Source organism: Janthinobacterium sp. MP5059B (genome assembly GCF_001758645.1).
Lineage (GTDB): Bacteria > Pseudomonadota > Gammaproteobacteria > Burkholderiales > Burkholderiaceae_D > Janthinobacterium > Janthinobacterium lividum.
On the sequence record NZ_LRHX01000007.1, the window covers coordinates 47,237 to 67,892 of the forward strand.

The 20,656-nt window shown below is 63.8% G+C and carries 16 protein-coding genes; 12 read left to right on the top strand and 4 right to left on the bottom strand.

Going from position 1 to position 20,656, the window contains the following annotated elements:
- Positions 1 to 14: 14 nt before the first annotated feature.
- The gene (locus JAB1_RS10690) at positions 15 to 401 is read right to left on the bottom strand and encodes a DUF350 domain-containing protein (protein WP_034783828.1); all 387 of its coding nucleotides are present in this window, start codon (positions 399 to 401) and stop codon (positions 15 to 17) included.
- 59 nt (positions 402 to 460) lie between these two features.
- Here JAB1_RS10690 and JAB1_RS10695 point away from each other — a divergent pair, with 59 nt between their 5' ends.
- Positions 461 to 1,972 carry a polyamine aminopropyltransferase gene (locus JAB1_RS10695; RefSeq protein WP_034783827.1) on the top strand — a complete coding sequence of 504 codons (1,512 nt, stop codon included), beginning with the start codon at positions 461 to 463 and terminating at the stop codon, positions 1,970 to 1,972.
- Positions 1,972 to 3,603 carry an NAD(P)/FAD-dependent oxidoreductase gene (locus tag JAB1_RS10700; RefSeq protein ID WP_070279934.1) on the top strand — a complete coding sequence of 544 codons (1,632 nt, stop codon included), beginning with the start codon at positions 1,972 to 1,974 and terminating at the stop codon, positions 3,601 to 3,603. Before JAB1_RS10695 ends, JAB1_RS10700 begins: the two co-directional genes overlap by 1 nt.
- Positions 3,604 to 3,664: 61 nt before the next feature.
- Here JAB1_RS10700 and mmsB read toward each other — a convergent pair whose 3' ends face one another.
- The 3 genes from mmsB to chvE all read right to left on the bottom strand — a co-directional run bounded on the left by mmsB (position 3,665) and on the right by chvE (position 7,597).
- A complete protein-coding gene (gene mmsB / locus JAB1_RS10705; protein WP_034783824.1) occupies positions 3,665 to 4,876 on the bottom strand; it encodes a multiple monosaccharide ABC transporter permease in 1,212 nt (403 codons plus the stop codon).
- Positions 4,866 to 6,407 carry a multiple monosaccharide ABC transporter ATP-binding protein gene (gene mmsA / locus JAB1_RS10710; RefSeq protein ID WP_070279935.1) on the bottom strand — a complete coding sequence of 514 codons (1,542 nt, stop codon included), beginning with the start codon at positions 6,405 to 6,407 and terminating at the stop codon, positions 4,866 to 4,868. The genes mmsB and mmsA overlap by 11 nt, the downstream gene beginning before the upstream one ends.
- 113 nt (positions 6,408 to 6,520) lie before the next feature.
- Positions 6,521 to 7,597, bottom strand: coding sequence for a multiple monosaccharide ABC transporter substrate-binding protein (gene chvE / locus JAB1_RS10715; protein ID WP_070279936.1), 1,077 nt, complete (start codon positions 7,595 to 7,597; stop codon positions 6,521 to 6,523).
- A gap of 375 nt (positions 7,598 to 7,972) precedes the next feature.
- Here chvE and JAB1_RS10720 point away from each other — a divergent pair, with 375 nt between their 5' ends.
- The 10 genes from JAB1_RS10720 to araD all read left to right on the top strand — a co-directional run bounded on the left by JAB1_RS10720 (position 7,973) and on the right by araD (position 20,646).
- Positions 7,973 to 9,130, top strand: a complete 1,158-nt coding sequence (locus tag JAB1_RS10720) for a fumarylacetoacetate hydrolase family protein (RefSeq protein WP_070279937.1) — start codon at positions 7,973 to 7,975, stop codon at positions 9,128 to 9,130.
- Positions 9,131 to 9,158: 28 nt separating this feature from the next.
- Complete coding sequence (locus tag JAB1_RS10725; RefSeq protein ID WP_034783816.1) at positions 9,159 to 9,926, top strand: SDR family oxidoreductase; 768 nt, start codon at positions 9,159 to 9,161, stop codon at positions 9,924 to 9,926.
- Positions 9,923 to 11,710: an IlvD/Edd family dehydratase gene (locus tag JAB1_RS10730; RefSeq protein ID WP_070279938.1), complete on the top strand. Its 1,788-nt coding sequence runs from the start codon at positions 9,923 to 9,925 to the stop codon at positions 11,708 to 11,710. The genes JAB1_RS10725 and JAB1_RS10730 overlap by 4 nt, the downstream gene beginning before the upstream one ends.
- 126 nt (positions 11,711 to 11,836) lie before the next feature.
- Positions 11,837 to 12,838 carry a D-xylose ABC transporter substrate-binding protein gene (gene xylF, locus JAB1_RS10735; RefSeq protein ID WP_034783813.1) on the top strand — a complete coding sequence of 334 codons (1,002 nt, stop codon included), beginning with the start codon at positions 11,837 to 11,839 and terminating at the stop codon, positions 12,836 to 12,838.
- 120 nt (positions 12,839 to 12,958) lie between these two features.
- Complete coding sequence (gene xylG, locus JAB1_RS10740) at positions 12,959 to 14,530, top strand: D-xylose ABC transporter ATP-binding protein (RefSeq protein WP_070279939.1); 1,572 nt, start codon at positions 12,959 to 12,961, stop codon at positions 14,528 to 14,530.
- Entirely contained in the window at positions 14,527 to 15,669 is a 1,143-nt protein-coding gene (locus tag JAB1_RS10745) for a sugar ABC transporter permease (protein ID WP_034783811.1), read from the top strand. Before xylG ends, JAB1_RS10745 begins: the two co-directional genes overlap by 4 nt.
- 188 nt (positions 15,670 to 15,857) lie before the next feature.
- Positions 15,858 to 17,057 carry a DNA-binding transcriptional regulator gene (locus JAB1_RS10750; protein WP_070279940.1) on the top strand — a complete coding sequence of 400 codons (1,200 nt, stop codon included), beginning with the start codon at positions 15,858 to 15,860 and terminating at the stop codon, positions 17,055 to 17,057.
- On the top strand, positions 17,054 to 17,821 hold the full coding sequence (locus JAB1_RS10755; RefSeq protein WP_139144525.1) for a hypothetical protein: 768 nt from the start codon (positions 17,054 to 17,056) through the stop codon (positions 17,819 to 17,821). The genes JAB1_RS10750 and JAB1_RS10755 overlap by 4 nt, the downstream gene beginning before the upstream one ends.
- Positions 17,822 to 17,905: 84 nt before the next feature.
- Complete coding sequence (locus JAB1_RS10760; protein WP_070279942.1) at positions 17,906 to 18,919, top strand: 2-dehydro-3-deoxygalactonokinase; 1,014 nt, start codon at positions 17,906 to 17,908, stop codon at positions 18,917 to 18,919.
- On the top strand, positions 18,916 to 20,646 hold the full coding sequence (araD, locus tag JAB1_RS10765) for an L-arabinonate dehydratase (protein ID WP_070279943.1): 1,731 nt from the start codon (positions 18,916 to 18,918) through the stop codon (positions 20,644 to 20,646). The genes JAB1_RS10760 and araD overlap by 4 nt, the downstream gene beginning before the upstream one ends.
- Positions 20,647 to 20,656: the final 10 nt, after the last annotated feature.

Sequence of the window (20,656 nt, forward strand, 5' to 3'; positions counted from 1 at the left end):
AATGAGGTAAAACGTCAGGAAATGCAGGCGGCGTTGATGGCGCCGATCGACAGGGAAATGGCGGCCAGCAGGCCGCCGAAGGCGCTGTTGTTCGATTCGATCTGGTCTTTCGACATGCGCAGCAGGCGCGTGGTGACCACATAGGCGAGCAATTGCACCACCATGGCGCCAAAGGCCCAGGCGAAGAACTGCTGGTAGTCGGCCGTGTGCATCAGGGACGAGGCGATGGTGGCGGAAAAGCCCAGCATGGCGCCGCCCAGCGACAGGGCCGCTGCCTGGTTGCCCTGGCGAATCAGCAGCACTTCGTTATACGGCGTGACGCGCGTGTAGATGATAAAAAATACAATCAGCAGCCCGGCGGCCAGTAAAAGATGGATCAGATAGTTTAGGATGGCGGGCACGGCATTCCTCACAATGAGTATTTGATAACGTCAACGCATATTAGAACAAAAAAAGTCCAATGAACAAAAAGATTCTGATTTTGTCCGTCTTCGTGGTCGCTTCCTGCGGCCTAGCGTATGAGCTGATTGCCGGCGCCATGTCCAGCTACCTGCTCGGCGACTCCATCCTGCAGTTTTCCACCATCATTGGCTGCTACCTGTTCGCGATGGGTGTGGGCGCTCACTTTTCCAAGTATGTAAAGGACGACGACGTGCTTTCGCGCTTCGTCGACATCGAACTGGCCGTGGGCTTGATCGGTGGCCTGTCGGCGGCCATCCTGTTCATGACCTTTTCGTGGATGGCCGCGCCATTTCGCACCTTATTGTATGTGATGGTGTTCCTGATCGGCGCACTGGTCGGCATGGAAGTGCCGCTGGTGATGCGCGCCCTGAACACGCGCCAGACGGAATTTTCTGAACTGGTCAGCCGCGTGCTGACATTCGATTACCTGGGCGCGCTGGCCGTGTCCCTGCTGTTCCCGCTGGTGCTGTCGCCGTACCTGGGCCTGGTGCGCACGGGCTTCCTGTTCGGCATGCTCAATGTGGGCGTGGGCCTGTGGAGCATTTATGTGTTCCGCGCTGAGCTGAAAAATCTCACAGGACGTTTGCTGCGCGCCTGTGCCGTGATGCTGTTGCTGATCGCCGGCTTTGCCATGTCGGACCGCATGGTGGCCTGGGGCGAACACGGCCTGTTCGGCGACCAGATCGTGTATTCCACCACCACGCCCTACCAGCGCCTGGTGATCACGCGCTGGAAGGACGATACGCGGCTGTACATCAATGGCAACCTGCAGTTTTCCTCGCGCGACGAGTACCGCTACCACGAAGCGCTAGTGCACCCCGTGCTGGAAGCGTTGCCGTGGGCGCGACGGGTGCTGGTGCTGGGTGGCGGCGATGGCCTGGCCCTGCGCGAAATCCTGCGTTATCCACAGATCGAACACGTCACCGTCGTCGACCTCGACCCGGCCATGACGGCCGCGTTTACCACGCGCCCGGAACTGGCAAAGCTGAATAACAATTCGTTCTCGGACAAGCGGGTTACGGTCGTCAATGCCGATGCCGCCGTCTGGCTGCGCAACAACGGCGACATGTTCGACGCGGCCATCGTCGATTTCCCCGACCCGTCCAGCTTCGCGCTTGGCAAACTGTATTCGGTGCCGTTCTACGACCTGGTGAAAAAGCACCTGGCGGCCAAGGGCCTGATGGTGGTGCAATCGACGTCGCCATTCTTTGCGCCGCACGCCTACTGGACCATCAATTCGACCCTGCGCGAAGTGGGCATGCGCACCTGGCCCTATCACGCCTACGTGCCCTCGTTCGGCGAATGGGGTTTTATCCTGGCCTCGCCCCAGCTCGACTATAAACCGCCCACCAGCTATCGCCTGCCGATGCGCTACCTGAATGCGGACACCACGCGCGAGATGTTCATCTTCCCGCCCGACATGCAGCCGCTGCCCATGGCGCCGAATCGCTTGAATACCCAGTCGCTCGTGCATGAATTCGAGCAGGACTGGAACCGGGTGATCCGCTGATGCAGCGCCGCTCCTTCATGCTGTGGGCCGCCGGCGGCACGGCAGCGGCAGCCGCTGGCATCGGCAGCATCGCCGCGTATCTGCGCTGGCAGGAAATCACGCCCAAGGTGCTGTATCCGGGCCGCAGCGAGGGGCATTACTTGCGCAAGCTGCTGCGCGAGCGCACGGCGCTGCCGGCGCCTTCGGCAACCGTCACCACGGATGTCGCCATCCTCGGCTCCGGCATCGCCGGCCTGACGGCGGCCTGGCGCTTGAATAAACTGGGGCACAAGGATTTCCTCATGATCGATGGGCCGCAGCCGTATGGCAACGCGGCCGGCGGGCAGTTCGGCGACCTGGCCTATCCGACCGGCGGCCATTACCTGCCGCTGCCTTCGCCCGAATCGACCCATGTGCGCGAGATCCTGTTCGATTTGGGGATCATCCAGCGCGATCCGCAGGCGGAAAAGCCGACTTATGACGAGCGCTACATCCTGCACGCGCCGGAAGAGCGCCTGTTGTTCAACGGTCACTGGCAGGATGGCTTCATTCCCACCGAAGGCGTTTCCGCCGAAGAACTGGCGCAGCACGAGCGCTTCTTTGCCGACGTGCGGCGCCTGCGCCAGGCGCATGGCAACGATGGCAAGCGCGTCTTCGTTTTCCCTACCGTGGAGTCTTCGCAAGACCCGGCCTGGCAGGCGCTCGACACCATCACCTTGAAGCAGTGGATGGAGCGCGAAGGCTATACCTCGCCCACCCTGCACTGGTATTTGAATTACTGCTGCCGCGACGACTACGGCACGCGCTACGACCAGGTCTCGGCCTGGGCGGGCCTGCATTACTACTGCAGCCGCTGGGGACAGGCGGCCAATGCCGGCAATGGCGCGTGGCTGACCTGGCCGGGCGGCATGCAACCGGTCGCCACGGCCATGGAGCAGGCCTCAGGTGTCAAGCGTCATGCGGGCACGGTGGTTTCCGTGCGGACGACGGACAAGGGCGTGGAAGCGCTGTGCCTGGAACTGGTCGATGGCCAGCCGCGCACCTACCTGGTCAAGGCGCGCAAGGCCATCTGCGCCATGCCTTTGTTCGTGGCCGCGCGCGTGGTAAACAATATCGCCGAGTATGGCTTTGACGCGCAGCGCGATACGCCCGCGTATGCGCCGTGGCTGGTGGCGAATTTTTTACTGAAACGCTTTCCCGACGAACTGCCGCATGCGCCCCTATGCTGGGACAACGTGGTGTACCAGGAACCGGGCCTCGGCTATGTCGTTTCCACGCACCAGGATATCCGCGTGCGTCCGCCCGAGAAAACCGTCTTCAGCGCCTATGTGGCCCTGTCCGACCGCACGCCGCAGGAAGCGCGCAAGTGGTTAGATGTAGCCACTCCCGAGGAATTGCTGGCGCTGGCCAGCGTCGATTTGAAGACGGCATATGGACGCGATTTTGCCAGCTGCGTCGAACGGGTCGACATCACCGTGCGCGGCCACGCCATGGCCGCGCCCTTGCCCGGCTTTCGCAGCAATGCGGGCTTGAAGGCGCTGCGCGAGCACGATGGCGCCATCCTGTTCGCGCATGCCGATCTGTCGGGCTTTTCCGTGTTCGAGGAAGCGGCGTGGTGGGGTGACAGGGCGGCGCGCCTGGCTTCCACATGAGGATATCAATGAAAAAGGCCGGCGCAAGCGCCGGCCAGAGCCCCCTAAGGCTCGAACCGATCTACTTGTTCTTGTTGATCACGTCGATGAAGACGGCCGCCAGCAGCACCAGGCCCTTGATCACCTGCTGGTAGTCGATGCCGATGCCCATGATGGACATGCCGTTGTTCATCACGCCCATGATGAAGGCGCCGATCACGGCCCCCATCACCTTGCCCACGCCGCCCGAAGCCGAGGCGCCGCCGATGAAGCAGGCGGCGATCACGTCCAGCTCGAAACCCGTGCCGGCCTTTGGCGTTGCCGTGTTCAGGCGCGCCGCGAAGATCAGGCCGGCCAGCGCGGCCAGCATGCCCATGTTGACGAAGGTGTAGAAGCTGACCCGCTCCGTCTTGATGCCGGACAGGCGCGCCGCCTTCTCGTTGCCGCCCACGGCATATACGCGCCGGCCCAGCACGGTGCGGTTGGTAATGAAGGTGTAGGCGACGATGAGCAGCGACATCACGGCCAGCACGTTGGGAAAGCCGCGGTACGACGCCAGCAGGTAGCTGAAATACACCATCACGGCGGCGAAGATGGCGTTTTTCAGCAGGAAGAAGGCGCGCGGTTCGTTTTCCATGCCGTGCTTCAGTTGCTTGGCGCGGCTGCGCAGCGAGGTGATAATCAGCGCCGCGGCGGCGATCACGCCCAGCAGCAATGACAGGCCGCGCAGGTTTTCGCCGCCGAACGGGTCGGGCAGGAAGCCCGAACTGAGCATCTGGAAGCCTTCCGGGAAGGGGCCGACCGACTGGCCCGCCAGCAGGGCCAGGGTCAGGCCCTTGAACACCAGCATGCCGGCCAGGGTGACGATGAAGGACGGGATTTTAAAGAAGGCGACAAAATAGCCTTGCGCGCCGCCGATGACGGCGCCGGCCAGCAGGCAGATGATGCTGGCGGCGACAAAATTCATGTTGTAGTTGACGATCAGGACGGCCGCCAGCGCGCCGACGAAGCCGACCACCGAGCCGACGGACAAATCGATATGGCCGGCCACGATGACCATCAGCATGCCCAGCGCCATGATGACGATGTAGCTGTTTTGCAGCACCAGGTTGGTCAGGTTGAGCGGCTGCATCAGGGTGCCGTCGGTCATGTACTGGAAAAAGCCCATGATGACGATCAGGGAAAGCAGCATGCCGTAGTCGCGCATATTGTTCTTCAAAAAGCCGGCATAGCTTTTCGCTTGCGGCGCCGCGGCTGGCGTTGCTGGCGCGCCTGCTGTCAATTTATTGTCCATTGTTTTCTCCGTGTGTAACGATCGCGCGCATGATTCGCTCCTGCGATGCTTCTGCCGCGCTCAGTTCTGCCGCGAAGCGGCCTTCGTTCATGACATAGATCCGGTCGCACATGCCCAGCAATTCCGGCATTTCCGAGGAAATCATGATGATGCATTTGCCTTCGGCGGCCAGCTCGCTGATGATGCTGTAGATCTCGTACTTGGCGCCCACGTCGATGCCGCGGCTCGGTTCATCGAGGATCAGGATGTCGGGGCGCGAAAACAGCCATTTCGCCAGCACCACTTTCTGCTGGTTGCCGCCGGACAGGTTGACCACCTTCTGCGCCACGCTCGAGCAACGGGTCTTGAGCTTGCGGCGGAACTCCTCGGCCACGCCGAATTCACGCTGCTCGTCGATCACCATGTGCTTTGAAATCGCGTCCAGGTTGGCCAGGCTGGTGTTCTTCTGGATGTCTTCCTCGAGGATCAGGCCCAGGCCCTTGCGGTCTTCCGTGACATACGCGAGGCCGTGGGCGATCGCCTTGCCGATGGTGCTGACGTCGATTTCCTGGCCATTCTTGAGCACCGTGCCGCTGATGCGCTGGCCGTAGGCGCGGCCGAAAATGCTCATCGCCAGTTCCGTGCGCCCGGAGCCCATCAAGCCGGCGATGCCGATGATCTCGCCCTTTTTGGCATGCATGTTGATGCCCTTGATGACGGGGCGGTCGGCATGCTCGGGATGGAACACGCGCCATTCGCGCACTTCGAAAATGGTCTCGCCGATGGTGGGCGTGCGCGGCGGATAGCGGTCGGCCATCTCGCGCCCGACCATTTTTTCGATGATGCGGTCTTCGCTGACGGCTTCGATGCGGCAGTCGAAACTGTCGACCGTGTTCCCGTCGCGCAGCACCGTGATGGCATCGGCGACCCGTGAAATTTCATTGAGCTTGTGCGAGATCAGGATCGAGGCGATGCCCTGGGCTTTCAGGCCCAGCAGCAGGTCGAGCAGGGCCGCGCTGTCGCTTTCGTTCAGGCTGGCCGTCGGCTCGTCGAGGATCAGCAGCTTGACGTCCTTGCACAGCGCCTTGGCGATTTCGATCAGCTGCTGCTTGCCCACGCCCAGGTTGGTGATCAGGGTGTCCGGGGACTCTTTCAGGCCGACTTTGTGCAGCAGTTCGCGTGTCTTCGCTTGCGCGTATTCCCAGTCGATGACGCCCATGTGGGCCGGCTCGTTGCCGAGGAAGATATTCTCGGCGATCGACAACTGGGGCACCAGCGCCAGTTCCTGGTGGATGATGATGATGCCGATTTCTTCGCTGTCCTTGATGCCGCGGAAGTGCCGCGTCTGGCCCATGTAATCGATGTCGCCCGTATAGCTGCCATGGCCGTAGACGCCGCTCAGCACTTTCATCAGTGTGGATTTGCCGGCGCCGTTTTCGCCGACGATGGCGTGGATCTCGCCGCTGCGTACCCGCAGGTTGACATTGTCGAGCGCAACGACGCCCGGGAATGTTTTGCGTATCCCGCGCATTTCCAGGATAGTGTTCGTCATATAACCTCTCTGGCACGGCCGCGCTGGTCGGCATCGGTCGTGCGGCAGTCTTGTTCTTGATCGTGCATGAAGCGAAAGGCCCGGCAGCGCCGGGCCTTCAGTACCTTGGATGCTTATTTCACTTGCGCTTCCGTGTAGTAGCCGCTGCCGGTGACGAGCACCTGCTTCCAGTTCGCCTTGTCGACGGTGACGGGTTTGAGCAGATAGGACGGCACGACTTTCACGCCGTTGTTATAGGTCTTGGTATCGTTGACGGTCGGCGTCTTGCCGCTCATCATCGCGTCGACCATGTTCGCCGTCACCTTGGCCAGTTCGCGCGTGTCCTTGAACACGGTCGATGCCTGTTCGCCGCGGATGATGGATTTCACCGACGGGATTTCCGCATCCTGGCCCGTCACGACGGGGAAGGGCTGTTTCGGCGTGCCGTAGCCGACGCCCTTGAGCGACGACAGGATGCCGATGCTCAAGCCGTCATACGGCGACAGCACCGCGTCGACGCGCGCATTGCCGTAGTAGGCGCTGAGCAGGTTGTCCATGCGCGCCTGCGCCACGGCGCCGTCCCAGCGCAGGGTGGCGACCTTTTCCATGCCCATCTGCTTCGAGCGCACCACCAGCTTGCCGCTGTCGATGTACGGTTTCAGCACCGACAGTGCGCCGTTGTAGAAGAAGTGCGCGTTGTTGTCGTCGGCCGAGCCGCCGAACAGTTCAATGTTGAACGGACCCTTGCCTTCCTTGAGTTTCAACGCCGATTCGATATAGCCCGCCTGCAGCACGCCGACCTGGAAGTTGTCGAAGGTGGCGTAGTAATCGATGTTTTTCGTGCCGCGGATCAAACGGTCATACGAGATGACCTTGATGCCCTTGTCGGCTGCCTTTTGCAGCACGTTCGACAAGGTGGTGCCGTCGATGGCGGCGATCACCAGCACCTTGGCGCCCTTGGTGATCATGTTTTCCACCTGTGCCAGCTGGTTCGGGATATCGTCGTCCGCAAACTGCAAGTCCGTCTTGTAGCCGCGCTCCTTGAATACCTTGACCATGTTGTCGCCATCGGCGATCCAGCGCATGGACGACTTGGTTGGCATCGAGATGCCGATCGCGCCCTTGTCGGCGGCGCTTGCCACGGGTATTACCGCCATGCCGGAGATGGCCAGCGCCAGGCTCGCGGTCAGCATTTTCATTGTTGTTTTCATTTCAGGTCTCCACCGTCTTCGATAGTTGAATGTGCCAGGGCCGTCGTCCAGTGGGCGGGCTCCGTGCGGATGGCCGATTGCAGGCCACGGCTGATACTAGTTTGTCCATCCATCCCTCACCAATCACTTTTTTCGCATTGGCGATATCCAAAACGGTATCGATAAGCCAATTGATGCAATGCGCCATTGCGCGCCTTCCCGCCTGCTGGCAGGGCGGAAACGGGGGCCGGTCGGCGGCTTTTTTTGGTGCACTGCAATACCAATAATCATCATTCAATTTGGTGATTTTCGTAATTGCGGCGACACAGGGCGGCGCGCAGAATCGGTCCGAACTTGAAGACCAGCAATCCCGTCACGACCTTTTGAAAGCATGCCATGCAGCCGATTTCTCCCGCCTCCCTGTTGCCCGCCGACCTGGCGCAGGCTCTCCTCATCGGCCGCATCTGGCGTGACGGCCCCTGCGTCGTCGCCGTGCGTGGCGGCGAGGTGGTCGACATCACGCAGACGGTGGCGACGGTGGCCGAGCTGTTCGAGCGCAGCGATGCGCTCGATATCGCCCGCCATGCACCCGGAATCGCGCTTGGCTCCGTGCAGGCCCTGCTGGAGCAGGCGCTGGCCGCACCGGCAGGCGAGCTGCTGCTGGCGCCGTGCGACCTGCAGGCCGTCAAGGCCTGCGGCGTGACCTTTGCCGTCAGCCTGCTCGAACGGGTGATCGAGGAACAGGCGGGCGGCGACGCGGCGCGCGCGGCGAGCTTGCGCGCTGCACTGCAAATGACCCTGGGCGGCGACTTGTCGGCGTTGAAGCCCGGCTCGGACGCGGCGCAGCGCCTGAAACAGCAGTTGCAGCAGCGCGGCGCCTGGTCGCAATACATGGAAGTGGGCATCGGCCCCGATGCGGAAGTGTTTACCAAGGCGCAGCCGATGTCGTCGGTGGGCTGTGGCGCGCAGGTGGGCTTGCTGCCATCGTCCGCCTGGAACAACCCGGAGCCGGAGATCGTCCTGGGCGTCAACAGCCGCGGCGAGGTGCTGGGGGCGACCTTGGGCAACGACGTCAACCTGCGCGACATCGAAGGGCGCAGCGCCCTCTTGCTGGGCAAGGCCAAGGACAACAACGGTTCCTGCGCCATCGGCCCCTTCATCCGCCTGTTCGACGAACACTTCACGCTCGACACCGTGCGCCAGGCGGAAGTGTCGCTGCTGATCGAGGGCGCGGACGACGGCTTTGTGCTCGAAGGCGCCAGCTTCATGCGCGAGATCAGCCGCGACCCGCTGGACCTGGTGCGCCAGACGGCAGGCCAGTACCACCAGTACCCGGACGGTTTCATGCTGTTCCTGGGGACCATGTTCTCGCCCGTGAAGGACCGCGGCGCGCAAGGCGGCGGCTTTACGCACCACCTGGGCGACCGCGTCACCATCGCCAGCGCCGCGCTGGGCGCGCTGGTCAACGAAGTGCAGCGCTGCGATGCGATTGCCCCCTGGACGTTCGGCGTGCGCGCGCTGTACCGGAGCCTGGCGCAGCGCGGCCTGATCTGATTTCCCAATTCCTATAACGAGAGACACCATGCAACATGCAATCTATCCCAGCCTGGCAGGTCAGCGCGTCGTCATCACGGGCGGCGGCACCGGCATCGGCGTGGCCATCGTCGAAGCGTTCGCGCGCCAGGGCGCCCACGTCACCTTTCTCGATATCGCCCGCGAGGCGTCGCTGGCGCTGCAGGAAAAGCTGGCCGACCTGCCGCAGCCGCCCGTGTTCCGTTATTGCGACCTGACGGACCTGGGCGCCCTGGCCGCCACCTTCGCCGAGATTGAACACAGCGCGGGCGCCACGGATATCCTCATCAACAACGCGGCCAATGACGACCGCCACCAGTTGCAGGACGTCACGCCCGCCTACTGGGACGAGCGCATCGCCGTCAACCTGCGCCACCAGTATTTCTGCGCTCAGGCAGTGGCGCCGGCCATGCGCGCCAAGGGGGGCGGCGTGATCCTCAACCTGGGTTCGATTTCCTGGCACCTGGCGCAAGCGAGGCTGTCGATCTACATGACGGCGAAAGCCGGCATCGAGGGCTTGACGCGCGGCCTGGCGCGCGACCTGGGTGTCGACGGCATCCGCGTCAATTGCATCATTCCCGGCGCCGTGCGCACGCCGCGCCAAGAGCGGCTGTGGCATACGCCGGAGGCGGAAGCCGTGATCCTGCAGGGACAATGCCTGCAACTGCGCGTGGAGCCGGAAGACGTGGCGGCGCTGGCGCTGTTCCTCGCGTCGGACAACGCGGCCAAGTGCGCCGGACGCGAATACTACGTCGACGCAGGCTGGTACGGCGCATGAGCATTCCCGCCCAACCCCAGGCGCGGCGCTTCCGCTCGCAGGACTGGTTCGACAATCCCGACCATATCGACATGACGGCGCTGTACCTGGAGCGCTTCATGAACTACGGCATCACGGCAGAGGAGCTGCGTTCGGGCCGGCCCATCATCGGCATTGCGCAAAGCGGCAGCGATATCAGCCCGTGCAACCGCATTCACCTGGAACTGGCCCAGCGTGTGCGCGACGGCATCCGCGACGCGGGCGGCATCCCGATGGAATTCCCGCTGCATCCGATCTTTGAAAACTGCCGCCGTCCCACGGCCGCGCTGGACCGCAACCTGGCATATCTGGGCCTGGTGGAAATCCTGCATGGCTACCCGATCGACGCCGTGGTGCTGACGACGGGCTGCGACAAGACGACGCCGGCCCAGTTGATGGCCGTCGCCACGGTGGACATTCCCGCCATCGTGCTGTCGGGCGGCCCCATGCTCGACGGCTGGATGGACGGTGAATTGGTGGGTTCCGGCGCCGCCATCTGGAAAGGCCGCCGCCAGCTGTCCGCCGGCTTGATCGACAACGACAAATTCCTGCAGATCGCAGCCGCTTCGGCGCCGTCGGCCGGCCACTGCAACACCATGGGCACGGCATCGACCATGAATGCGCTGGCCGAGGCGCTGGGCATGTCCCTGACGGGCTGCTCGGCCATCCCCGCGCCGTACCGCGAGCGGGGCCAGATCGCCTATGAAACGGGGCGCCGCATCGTCGGCATGGCGCATGACGACGTGCGCCCGTCGAGCATCCTCACGCGCGAGGCGTTTTTGGACGCGATTATCGTCAACGCGGCCATCGGCGGCTCCACCAACGCCCAGCCGCACCTGATGGCCATGGCGCGCCATGCTGGCGTGGCATTGCATTCGAGCGACTGGATGGAACATGGCTACGATGTGCCGCTGCTGTTGAACATGCAGCCGGCCGGAAAATACCTGGGCGAGCGCTTCCACCGCGCCGGCGGCGTGCCGGCCGTGATGTGGGAGCTGCAGCAGGCGGGCTTGCTGCACACCGAGCGGCCCACCGTCACGGGCCAGAGCATGGCGCTAAACCTGGCGGGTCGTGAAAGCGCTGACCGCGAGATGATCCGCCCGTTTGCCGCGCCATTGAAGGAAAAGGCCGGTTTCATGGCCTTGCAGGGCAACTTGTTCGATTTTGCCATCATGAAGACCAGCGTGATCTCGCCCGCTTTCCGCGAGCGCTACCTGTCGCGTCCCGGCAGCGAAGGCGTGTTCGAAGCGCGCGCCATCGTCTTTGACGGTTCTGCCGATTACCACGCGCGCATCAACGACCCGGCGCTCAATATCGACGACAGCTGCATGCTGGTCATGCGCGGCGCAGGTCCCGTGGGCTGGCCCGGTTCGGCCGAAGTGGTCAACATGCAGCCGCCCGATGCGCTCCTCAAGGCCGGTATTTTGAATCTGCCGACCCTGGGCGACGGGCGCCAGTCGGGCACTTCGGACAGCCCGTCGATCCTGAACGCGTCGCCGGAAAGCGCCGTGGGTGGCGGCCTGGCGCTGCTGCGCACGGGCGACATCATCCGCGTGGACTTGAGCGCGGGCCGGTGCGACATGCTGGTCGATGCTGACGAACTGGCGCGCCGCGCCACGGCGCTGCCGCCGCCTGTCAACGACAGCGCCACGCCGTGGCAGGAAATCTACCGCGCCAGCGTGGGCCAGCTGGAAACGGGCGCCTGCATGGAGCTGGCGCTGAAATACCGCGCCGTGGGCCAGACCCTGCCGCGCCACAACCATTAGCAGGCAGGTCGGGATAGGTCGGGTTAGCGCTCCGCGCGTAACCCGACACCACCACAGACATAAAATTTTTCAGCAGTACCCCGTAGTGAAAAAACGTTGTTAATAAAATCCACAAGGAGACACACAATGAACAAGATCATCAGTGCAGCCATCATGACCGCCATGCTGGCATTGAGCAGCAGCGCCGCTCTGGCCGATGCGAAAAACCCGAAGATCGGCTTTTCCATCGACGATTTGCGCGTGGAACGCTGGACGCGCGACCGCGATTTCTTTATCGCCGCCGCCGAAAAGCAGGGCGCCAAGGTCTTCGTGCAGTCGGCCGACGCCAGCGAGCAGCGCCAGATTTCGCAGATCGAAAACCTGATCTCGCGCGGCGTCGACGTGCTGGTGATCGTGCCGTTCAACGCGACAGTGCTCAACAACACCGTCAAGGAAGCGAAAAAGGCCGGCATCAAGGTGCTGTCGTATGACCGCCTGATCCTGAATGCCGATATCGACGCGTATATCTCGTTCGACAACGAGAAAGTGGGCGAAATGCAGGCCGAGGGCGTGACCAAGCTGCAGCCGAAGGGCAATTACTACCTGCTGGGCGGCTCGCCGACCGACAACAACGCCAAGATGCTGCGCGAAGGCCAGATGAAGGTGCTCAAACCGTTCATCGACAAGGGTGACATCAAGATTGTCGGCCAGCAGTGGGTGAAGGACTGGAGCGCCACCGAAGCGCTGTCCATCGTGGAAAACGCGCTGACGGCCAACGGCAACAAGATCGACGCCATCGTCGCCTCGAACGACGGCACGGCCGGCGGCGCCATCCAGGCCCTGGCCGCGCAAAAGCTGGCCGGCAAGGTGCCGGTCTCGGGCCAGGACGCCGATCTGGCGGCGGTGAAACGCGTCATCGCCGGCACGCAATCGATGACCGTCTACAAACCCCTGAAAACCATCGCTTCGGAAGCGGCCAAACTGGCCGTGCAACTGGCGCGCAATGAAAAACCGGCCTACAACTCCAGCTATGACAACGGCCTGAAAAAGGTCAGCACGGTGCTGCTGAAGCCTACGCCGCTGACCAAGGCGAACGTGAACATTCTCGTCGACGATGGGTTCTATACCAAGGCGCAACTCGGTAATTGATCGCCTGTGTCATGTCGGGTTACGCGCCATGCGCTAACCCGACCTACCCGTTTTTACCGGTAGGTCGGATTAGCGTAGCGTAATCCGACATTTTTTCCCGTATCAGCAACGAGAGCAAGAATGTCCGACTATCTGCTTGAAATGAAAGGCATCGTCAAACAGTTTGGCGGTGTCCGCGCGCTTGACGGCATCGACCTGCAGGTGCGGGCCGGCGAGTGCATCGGCTTGTGCGGCGAGAATGGCGCCGGCAAGTCGACCCTGATGAAGGTGCTGTCCGGCGTGTACCCGCACGGCACCTGGGAGGGCGACATCCTGTGGGATAGCCAGCCCCTGCGCGCGCAATCGATCCGCGACACGGAAGACGCGGGCATCATCATCATCCACCAGGAACTGATGCTGGTGCCGCAGCTGTCCGTGGCCGAAAATATCTTCATGGGCCGCGAGCTCACCCTGCCCGGCGGGCGCATGCATTACGCGGCCATGTACAAACGCGCCGACGAGCTGCTGCGCGAACTGAAAATTCCCGAACTGAACGTGGCGCAGCCCGTGATGAATTACGGCGGCGGCCACCAGCAGCTGGTGGAAATCGCCAAGGCGCTCAACAAGAATGCGCGCCTGCTGATCCTCGACGAGCCGTCGTCGTCGCTGACGGCGTCGGAAATCGCCGTGCTGCTCGATATCCTGCGCGCACTGAAGGCCAAGGGCGTCACCTGCATCTATATTTCGCACAAGCTCGATGAAGTGGCGGCCATCTGCGACACCATCGTCGTCATCCGCGACGGCAAGCACATCGCCACCACGCCGATGGCGCAGATGAACGTCGAACGCATCATCGCGCAGATGGTGGGCCGCGAAATGAGCCAGCTGTATCCGCAGCGCGCGCAGCCCCCGGCCATTGGCGAGGTGCTGTTCGAGGCGCGCCACGTGACCTGCATCGATGCCGACAACCCGCAGCGCAAGCGGGTCGACGATGTGTCATTCACCCTGCGCAAGGGCGAGATCCTCGGCATCGCCGGCCTGGTGGGGGCGGGGCGCACGGAGCTCGTCTCGGCCCTGTTCGGCGCATACCAGGGGCCGTGCCAGGCCGAAGTGTGGCTCGATGGCCGCAAGATCGATACCCGCTCGCCGCAAAAGGCCATCGCCATGGGCCTGGCCATGGTGCCGGAAGACCGCAAGCACCACGGCATCGTGCCCGACCTCGACGTGGGGCAGAACATCACCCTGGCCGTGCTGGAAGAATTCGCGCGCGCCACGCGCATCGATGGCGAGGCGGAATTGACGGCCGTGCGCGGCGAGATCGCCCAGCTGGAGCTGAAGGCGGCCAGCCCTTCGCTGCCCATTACGAGCCTGTCGGGCGGCAACCAGCAAAAGGCCGTGCTGGCAAAGATGCTGCTGACGCGCCCGCGCGTGCTGATCCTCGACGAACCCACGCGCGGCGTGGACGTGGGCGCCAAATATGAAATCTACAAATTGATGCTGGCGCTGGCCGACCGGGGCGTGGCCATCATCATGGTTTCGTCGGAACTGGCCGAAGTGCTTGGCGTGTCCGACCGCGTGCTGGTGATGGGCGAAGGCCGCCTGCGCGGCGACTTTATCAACGATGGCCTGAGCCAGGAAACCGTGCTGGCGGCGGCGCTGGACCAGCGTCCGGCACCCGCCGCCAACACCGCAAACAAGGAACCCGCAGCATGAAACCGCACAGTATCAAACAGCTGTTCACCCAATACAAGATGCTGGCCCTGCTGATCGCCGTGGCGCTGATCTGGGCCTTCTTTTCGTGGAAGACGGAGGGTAGTTTCCTCACGCCGCGCAACCTGTCGAACCTGCTGCGCCAGATGTCCGTCACCGGCATCCTCGCCTGCGGCATGGTGCTGGTGATTATCGCCGGCGAGATCGACCTGTCGATCGGCTCCCTGCTGGGGCTACTCGGCGGCATCGCCGCCGTGCTGGACGTGACGCAGCACTGGCCGCTGGCCCTGAACCTGGCGGCCGTACTCGGCTGCGGCCTGGTGATCGGCCTGCTCAACGGCTATCTGACGGCCTACCGGGGCATCCCCTCCTTCATCGTGGGACTGGGCGGCATGCTGGCGTACCGCGGCATCCTGCTGGGCATCACGGGCGGCATCACGATCGCGCCCGTCTCCGAGCCGATGGTCTACCTGGGGCAGGGCTATCTGCCCGCCGTGCCCGGCATCGTGCTGGGCATCGGCCTGTTCCTGCTGGCCGCCTTCCTGACGTGGCGCGCGCGTGCCAGCCGCGCACAGCATGGCTTGCCGCAGACGGCGCCCTGGGCCGACGGCTTGCGCCTGGCCGTCATCGGCGCCGTGCTGTATGCCTTCGTGCAAACCCTGAACGGCTATGAAGGCATCCCGCTGCCCGTGCTGTTGCTGCTGGCCTTGCTGGGACTGTTCAGCTACATCACCAGCCAGACCGTGTTTGGCCGGCGCATCTACGCTGTCGGCAGCAATATGGAAGCGACGCGCCTGTCCGGCATCAACGTGAAAGCCGTCAAGCTGTGGATCTTCGGAATCATGGGCCTGATGTGCGCGCTGGCGGGCCTGATCAACACGGGCCGCCTGGCGGCCGGTTCGCCCTCGGCCGGCACCTTCAGCGAACTCGATGCGATTGCCGCCTGCTTCATCGGCGGCACCTCGATGCGCGGCGGCTCGGGCACCGTGTACGGCGCCCTGATCGGCGCGCTGGTGATGGCCAGCCTGGATAACGGCATGTCCATGCTGGACGTGGACACCTACTGGCAGATGATCGTAAAAGGCAGTATCCTCACCCTCGCCGTGTGGGTCGATGTCAGCACCCGGGCCGGACGCAGATAGCGTGGACCCTCGACAAACCTACTGCGCGCCCCACTATCGCCTCTGCGTTGCTCAGCGTACCTTTGTACGCTTGCGCTACTCAAGACGATATTGGACCGCTCGCTACGGTTTTTCGAGGTCCCGAAAGGCCTGACTACGTCGTGCGGCCAGAGATACTTCTTTGGCCGCCACATGGAGGAGACACCTGCATGAAACTGCCGACCGCGCACCGGATCGCGCTGCTGTTTAACGGCAATAAAATCTACGACCGCGACATCATCGCCGGCATCGCCGCCTATCTGAACACCACGCGCGTGTCCTGGGACCTGTTCCTGGAAGAGGACTTCCGCTGCCGCCTGCCCGGCATCGAACGCTGGCAGGGCGACGGCATCATCGCCGATTTCGACGATCCCGCCGTCTGCGCGGCGCTGGCGCACAGCCGCCTGCCCGTGGTGGCCGTCGGCGGCTCGTATGCGCGCGCGGAGGATTACCCGGCCGGCATCCCGTACGTGGCGACCGATAATTTCAAGATCGTCAAGCTGGCCTATGAACACCTGGTGGAAGCGGGATTGAGCCGCTTTGCCTGTTTCAGCCTGCCCGAGGCCGATGTCAACCGCTGGGCGCAGGAGCGCGAAACGGCGTTTTGCGCCTTGATGGAGCGCGACCATATGCGTGCCGACGTGTACCGGGGCGTCGCCACCAGCGCGCCCTCGTGGGACGAAGCGGTGGAGCAGCAGATCGCATGGCTCAACAGCCTGGAAAAACCCGTCGGCATCATCGCCGTCAGCGACGCGCGCGCGCGCCAGCTGCTGCAGGCGTGCATGCATGCGGGGATCGCCGTGCCGGAGCAAGTGGCCCTGATCGGCATCGACAACGACCCGCTGGCGCGCATGCTCACGCGCATTCCATTGAGTTCCGTGATCCAGGGCACGGAGGAAATGGGCCGCACGGCGGCGCATTTGCTGCACCAGATGCTGAATGGCGCGCGCCTGTCCGGCACACGCATCCTCGTGCCGCCGGCCGGCCTGAACGTGCTCGCTTCCACGCGCCACCAGCCCTTCCAGCATCCGCAGGTGATGCAGGCGCGCCACTTCATCCGCCAGTACGCCTGCCAGGGCATCAAGACGGAGCAGGTGGCCGATTACGTGGGGGTCTCGCGCTCCTCGCTCGAAGCGCACTTCCGCCACGAGCTGGGGCGCAGCGTGCACGATGAAATCCTGCATTTCAAGCTCGATGCGGCCAAGACCCTGCTGGCGCGCGGGCCGGGGCAGGTGGCCGAGGTGGCCGTGCGTTGCGGCTTTACCACGGTGCAGTACATGCATGCCGTCTTCAAGCGCGAACTCGGTTGCACGCCGCGCGAATTCCAGCAGCGCAGCCGGCCGCCGCCAGCGCCCGGGCCGGCGCCATGATGCATCTGCTGCGCAATGCGCGCGGCATGTGCGTGGCCATCGACGCGCACGATGCCAGCGTGCGGGCCTGGTGGGCGCCCGACCGCTATGGCCGTCTGGCCGATGTGCTGGGCGCGGTGCCCCCGGCGGCGCGTGCGTCCACGGGCTGGCAGGGCGCAGCGCCAAACGACGGCCACTTGCGGCTGCACCTGGCGCAAGATGGTCTGTCGGTGCGCCTGGCCTACCGGCTTGACGACGATGGCAGCCTTTACCTCGATTGCGATGCCACGGCCGATACGGCTTCCCGTTTCTCTCTTGCCGCGCCCCTGTTCAATCTGCAGGGCGGCCGTGCCGGCGTGGGCGACCATGTACTGCGCCTGGCCGCTGACCGCTACCGGCCCGGCGGCTGCGCGGGCGGCGCTCCGCTCGATGTGGCGGGCAGCGCATTCGACTTCCGTCACGCGGCGCCGCTCGCTTCGCGCCTGGCCTGGCCCGCGCTGGCGCAATCGCCGGGATTCCGGCATGACTTTTACTGGACTGGCAGCGGCCAGCTGCGCGAGGCTGCGCGGGTTGCCGACCCCGCGTCGGGCCGGGTCTTGCGTTTTTCCAGCACCCAGGACAGCTGCCATCTGTATTCCGATGCGCGCTGTTTTTCCCTGCTGGCGCAGGGCGTGCAACTGCAGCCGGGAGAGGCGAGGCGCTTCAACCTTGCCTACCGTTTGGGCGTGCAGGATATCGATGCGTTTGACATATCCGAACCGGTATCAATGATGTCAAATAAGTGATTGGTCAGATATGCGGGGCAGTTCTACCATGGGGTAGTTTTTCCCTCATTTATTTTTGTCCTGACCGACGCTGCGAACCTGCCCATGAACATACTCACCATCGATGCCGGCACCACCAATACGCGTACCTTGCTGTGGCGCGCGGGCGCCGTCGTCGCCCAGGCGCAGCTGGAAACGGGCGTGCGCAATACCGCCATCGATGGCCATAACGGCGCGCTGAAACAGGCGCTGCGCGACACCATCGCCAGCGTGCTGGCCGGTGCCGGCATCGCGCCATCCGAGGTGGATCTGGCGCTGGCGTCTGGCATGATCACTTCGCCCATGGGGGTGCGGGAGGTACCGCATTTGCCGGCGCCTGCCGGCCTGGCCCAGCTGGCGCAAGGCATGCAGGCGGTGGACTTGCCCGACGTGCTGGCGCAGCCCCTGTGGCTGATTCCCGGCGTGCGCAACCAGCATGGCGCCGTCGGCCTGCATAACGTCGAAGCGATGGACATGATGCGCGGCGAAGAGACGGAAGTCGTCGCGCTGCTCGAGCGCCTGCAGTTGCGGGGCGCGGCGACCCTGATCATGCCCGGCTCGCATACCAAACTGATCAGCGTGGACGAGCAGCGCCGCATCCTCGGCTGCAGCACCACCATCGCGGGCGAGCTGCTGCAGGCGATCACGCAGCACACCCTGATCAAGCAATCGGTCGACGGCGGATTTGCCCAGACCCTGGTGCCGAAAATGCTGCTGGCCGGCGCGGCAGCGGCGCAAAAAACGGGGCTGGCGCGCGCCTGCTTCAGCGTGCGCACCCTGGGCCAGTTCAGCGCTGTCGAATGCAATGAGCGGGCCAATTTCCTGATGGGCGCCGTCCTCAGCGGCGACCTGCTGGCGCTGCGCAACAGCACCGCCATCCAGATGCGGCCCGATACGCCGCTCGTCATTACTGGTAAACCCATGCTGCGCCAGGCGCTCGGGCTGCTGATCGAAGAACACGGATTTTTTTATGGCAAGCGCATCATCGTCGACGACCAGCAGCAAGACTATCTGGCCGGTCACGGTGCGCTGCTGATCGCCGCCGCGCGCGGCTTGATTTCCCCGCAGGAGACAGTATGAGCAGCAACAAGAACAAGCGTCCCTTGCGTTCGCAAGCGTGGTTTGGCGGCGACGACAAGGACAGTTTTATTCACCGCAGCTGGATGAAGAACCAGGGCTATCCCAGCGACGCTTTCGATGGCCGCCCCGTCATCGGCATCTGCAATACCTGGTCCGAGCTGACGCCCTGCAATGGCCATTTCCGCGACCTGGCCGAGATGGTCAAGCGCGGCGTGCTCGAAGCGGGCGGCTTTCCCGTCGAATTTCCCGTCATGTCGCTGGGCGAAACGAATCTGCGCCCGACGGCCATGCTGTTCCGTAACCTGGCCAGCATGGATGTGGAGGAATCGATCCGCGCCAACCCGATCGACGGGGTGGTGCTGCTGACGGGCTGCGACAAGACCACGCCGGCCCTGCTGATGGGCGCGGCCAGCGTGGACTTGCCGACCATCGTGCTGTCGGGCGGTCCCATGTTGAACGGGAATTACCGCGGCAAACCGATCGGTTCGGGCACGGACGTGTGGAAGTTTTCCGAAGACGTGCGGGCAGGGCGCATGACCTCAAACGAATTCAAGCAGGCCGAATCGTGCATGTCGCGCTCCGCCGGTCACTGCATGACGATGGGCACGGCTTCCACCATGGCCAGCATGGTCGAAGCGCTGGGCGTGACCTTGCCCGGCAACGCGGCCATTCCCGCCGTCGATGCGCGCCGCAAGCTGCAGGCGCAGCTGACGGGCCGGCGCATCGTCGATATGGTGCATGAAGACCTGAAACTGTCGCAGATCCTCACGCGCGAAGCGTTTGAAAACGCCATCATGGTCAACGGCGCCATCGGCGGGTCGACCAATGCCGTGATCCACCTGCTGGCCATCGCCGGGCGCATCGGCGTGGACATGCGCCTGGGTGACTGGGACCGCCTGGGCCGCGACATTCCCTGCCTGCTGAACCTGATGCCGTCGGGCCAGTACCTGATGGAAGATTTTTACTATGCGGGCGGCCTGCCCGTGATCATCCGCGATCTGCTGGGCAAATTGCATGGCGAGGCGCTCACCGTCACGGGCGCCAGCATGGCCGTCAACGTGGCCGAAGCGGAAAATTTCAATCCCGAGGTGATCACGCCGCTGGTGCAGCCCTTCAAGGACGAAGGCGGCATCGCCGTCCTGCATGGCAACCTGGCCCCGCGCGGCGCCGTCATCAAGCCGTCGGCCGCTTCGCCGGAACTGATGCAGCACCGTGGCCGCGCCGTCGTCTTCAACAGCATCGAGCATTATAAAAAGCGCGTCGACGATCCCGCGCTCGATATCGACGCCAGCTGCGTGATGGTGCTGCAAAATTGCGGCCCGCAGGGCTATCCGGGCATGGCGGAAGTGGGCAATATGGGACTGCCGAAAAAACTGCTGGAGCAGGGCGTGCGCGACATGGTGCGCATCTCGGACGCGCGCATGAGCGGCACGGCTTACGGCACGGTGGTGCTGCACGTGGCGCCGGAAGCGGCCGTGGGCGGGCCGCTGGCATTGGTGCGCGATGGCGACATGATTGAACTGGATGTGGCGGGGCGCCGCTTGCACCTGGACGTCGACGAGGCCGAACTGGCGCGCCGGCGCGCCGAGTGGAGCGCGCCGCCGCCGGCCATGAAGGGCGGCTACCAGTCGATGTATATCAAGCACGTGACGCAGGCCGACGAAGGCGCGGACCTGGACTTTCTCGTCGGCTGCCGCGGCTCGGCGGTTCCGCGCGAATCACACTGAAAAACAAGGA

What these genes read in the sequence shown, in the direction of transcription:
- JAB1_RS10695 (WP_034783827.1), top strand. Translation starts at nt 461, where the DNA reads ATGAACAAAAAGATTCTGATTTTGTCCGTCTTCGTGGTCGCTTCCTGC.
- JAB1_RS10760 (WP_070279942.1), top strand. Translation starts at nt 17,906, where the DNA reads ATGAACATACTCACCATCGATGCCGGCACCACCAATACGCGTACCTTG.
- JAB1_RS10745 (WP_034783811.1), top strand. Translation starts at nt 14,527, where the DNA reads ATGAAACCGCACAGTATCAAACAGCTGTTCACCCAATACAAGATGCTG.
- mmsA (WP_070279935.1), bottom strand. Translation starts at nt 6,407, where the DNA reads ATGACGAACACTATCCTGGAAATGCGCGGGATACGCAAAACATTCCCG.
- araD (WP_070279943.1), top strand. Translation starts at nt 18,916, where the DNA reads ATGAGCAGCAACAAGAACAAGCGTCCCTTGCGTTCGCAAGCGTGGTTT.
- JAB1_RS10725 (WP_034783816.1), top strand. Translation starts at nt 9,159, where the DNA reads ATGCAACATGCAATCTATCCCAGCCTGGCAGGTCAGCGCGTCGTCATC.
- JAB1_RS10755 (WP_139144525.1), top strand. Translation starts at nt 17,054, where the DNA reads ATGATGCATCTGCTGCGCAATGCGCGCGGCATGTGCGTGGCCATCGAC.
- xylG (WP_070279939.1), top strand. Translation starts at nt 12,959, where the DNA reads ATGTCCGACTATCTGCTTGAAATGAAAGGCATCGTCAAACAGTTTGGC.
- xylF (WP_034783813.1), top strand. Translation starts at nt 11,837, where the DNA reads ATGAACAAGATCATCAGTGCAGCCATCATGACCGCCATGCTGGCATTG.
- JAB1_RS10700 (WP_070279934.1), top strand. Translation starts at nt 1,972, where the DNA reads ATGCAGCGCCGCTCCTTCATGCTGTGGGCCGCCGGCGGCACGGCAGCG.
- JAB1_RS10750 (WP_070279940.1), top strand. Translation starts at nt 15,858, where the DNA reads ATGAAACTGCCGACCGCGCACCGGATCGCGCTGCTGTTTAACGGCAAT.
- JAB1_RS10720 (WP_070279937.1), top strand. Translation starts at nt 7,973, where the DNA reads ATGCAGCCGATTTCTCCCGCCTCCCTGTTGCCCGCCGACCTGGCGCAG.
- chvE (WP_070279936.1), bottom strand. Translation starts at nt 7,597, where the DNA reads ATGAAAACAACAATGAAAATGCTGACCGCGAGCCTGGCGCTGGCCATC.
- mmsB (WP_034783824.1), bottom strand. Translation starts at nt 4,876, where the DNA reads ATGGACAATAAATTGACAGCAGGCGCGCCAGCAACGCCAGCCGCGGCG.
- JAB1_RS10730 (WP_070279938.1), top strand. Translation starts at nt 9,923, where the DNA reads ATGAGCATTCCCGCCCAACCCCAGGCGCGGCGCTTCCGCTCGCAGGAC.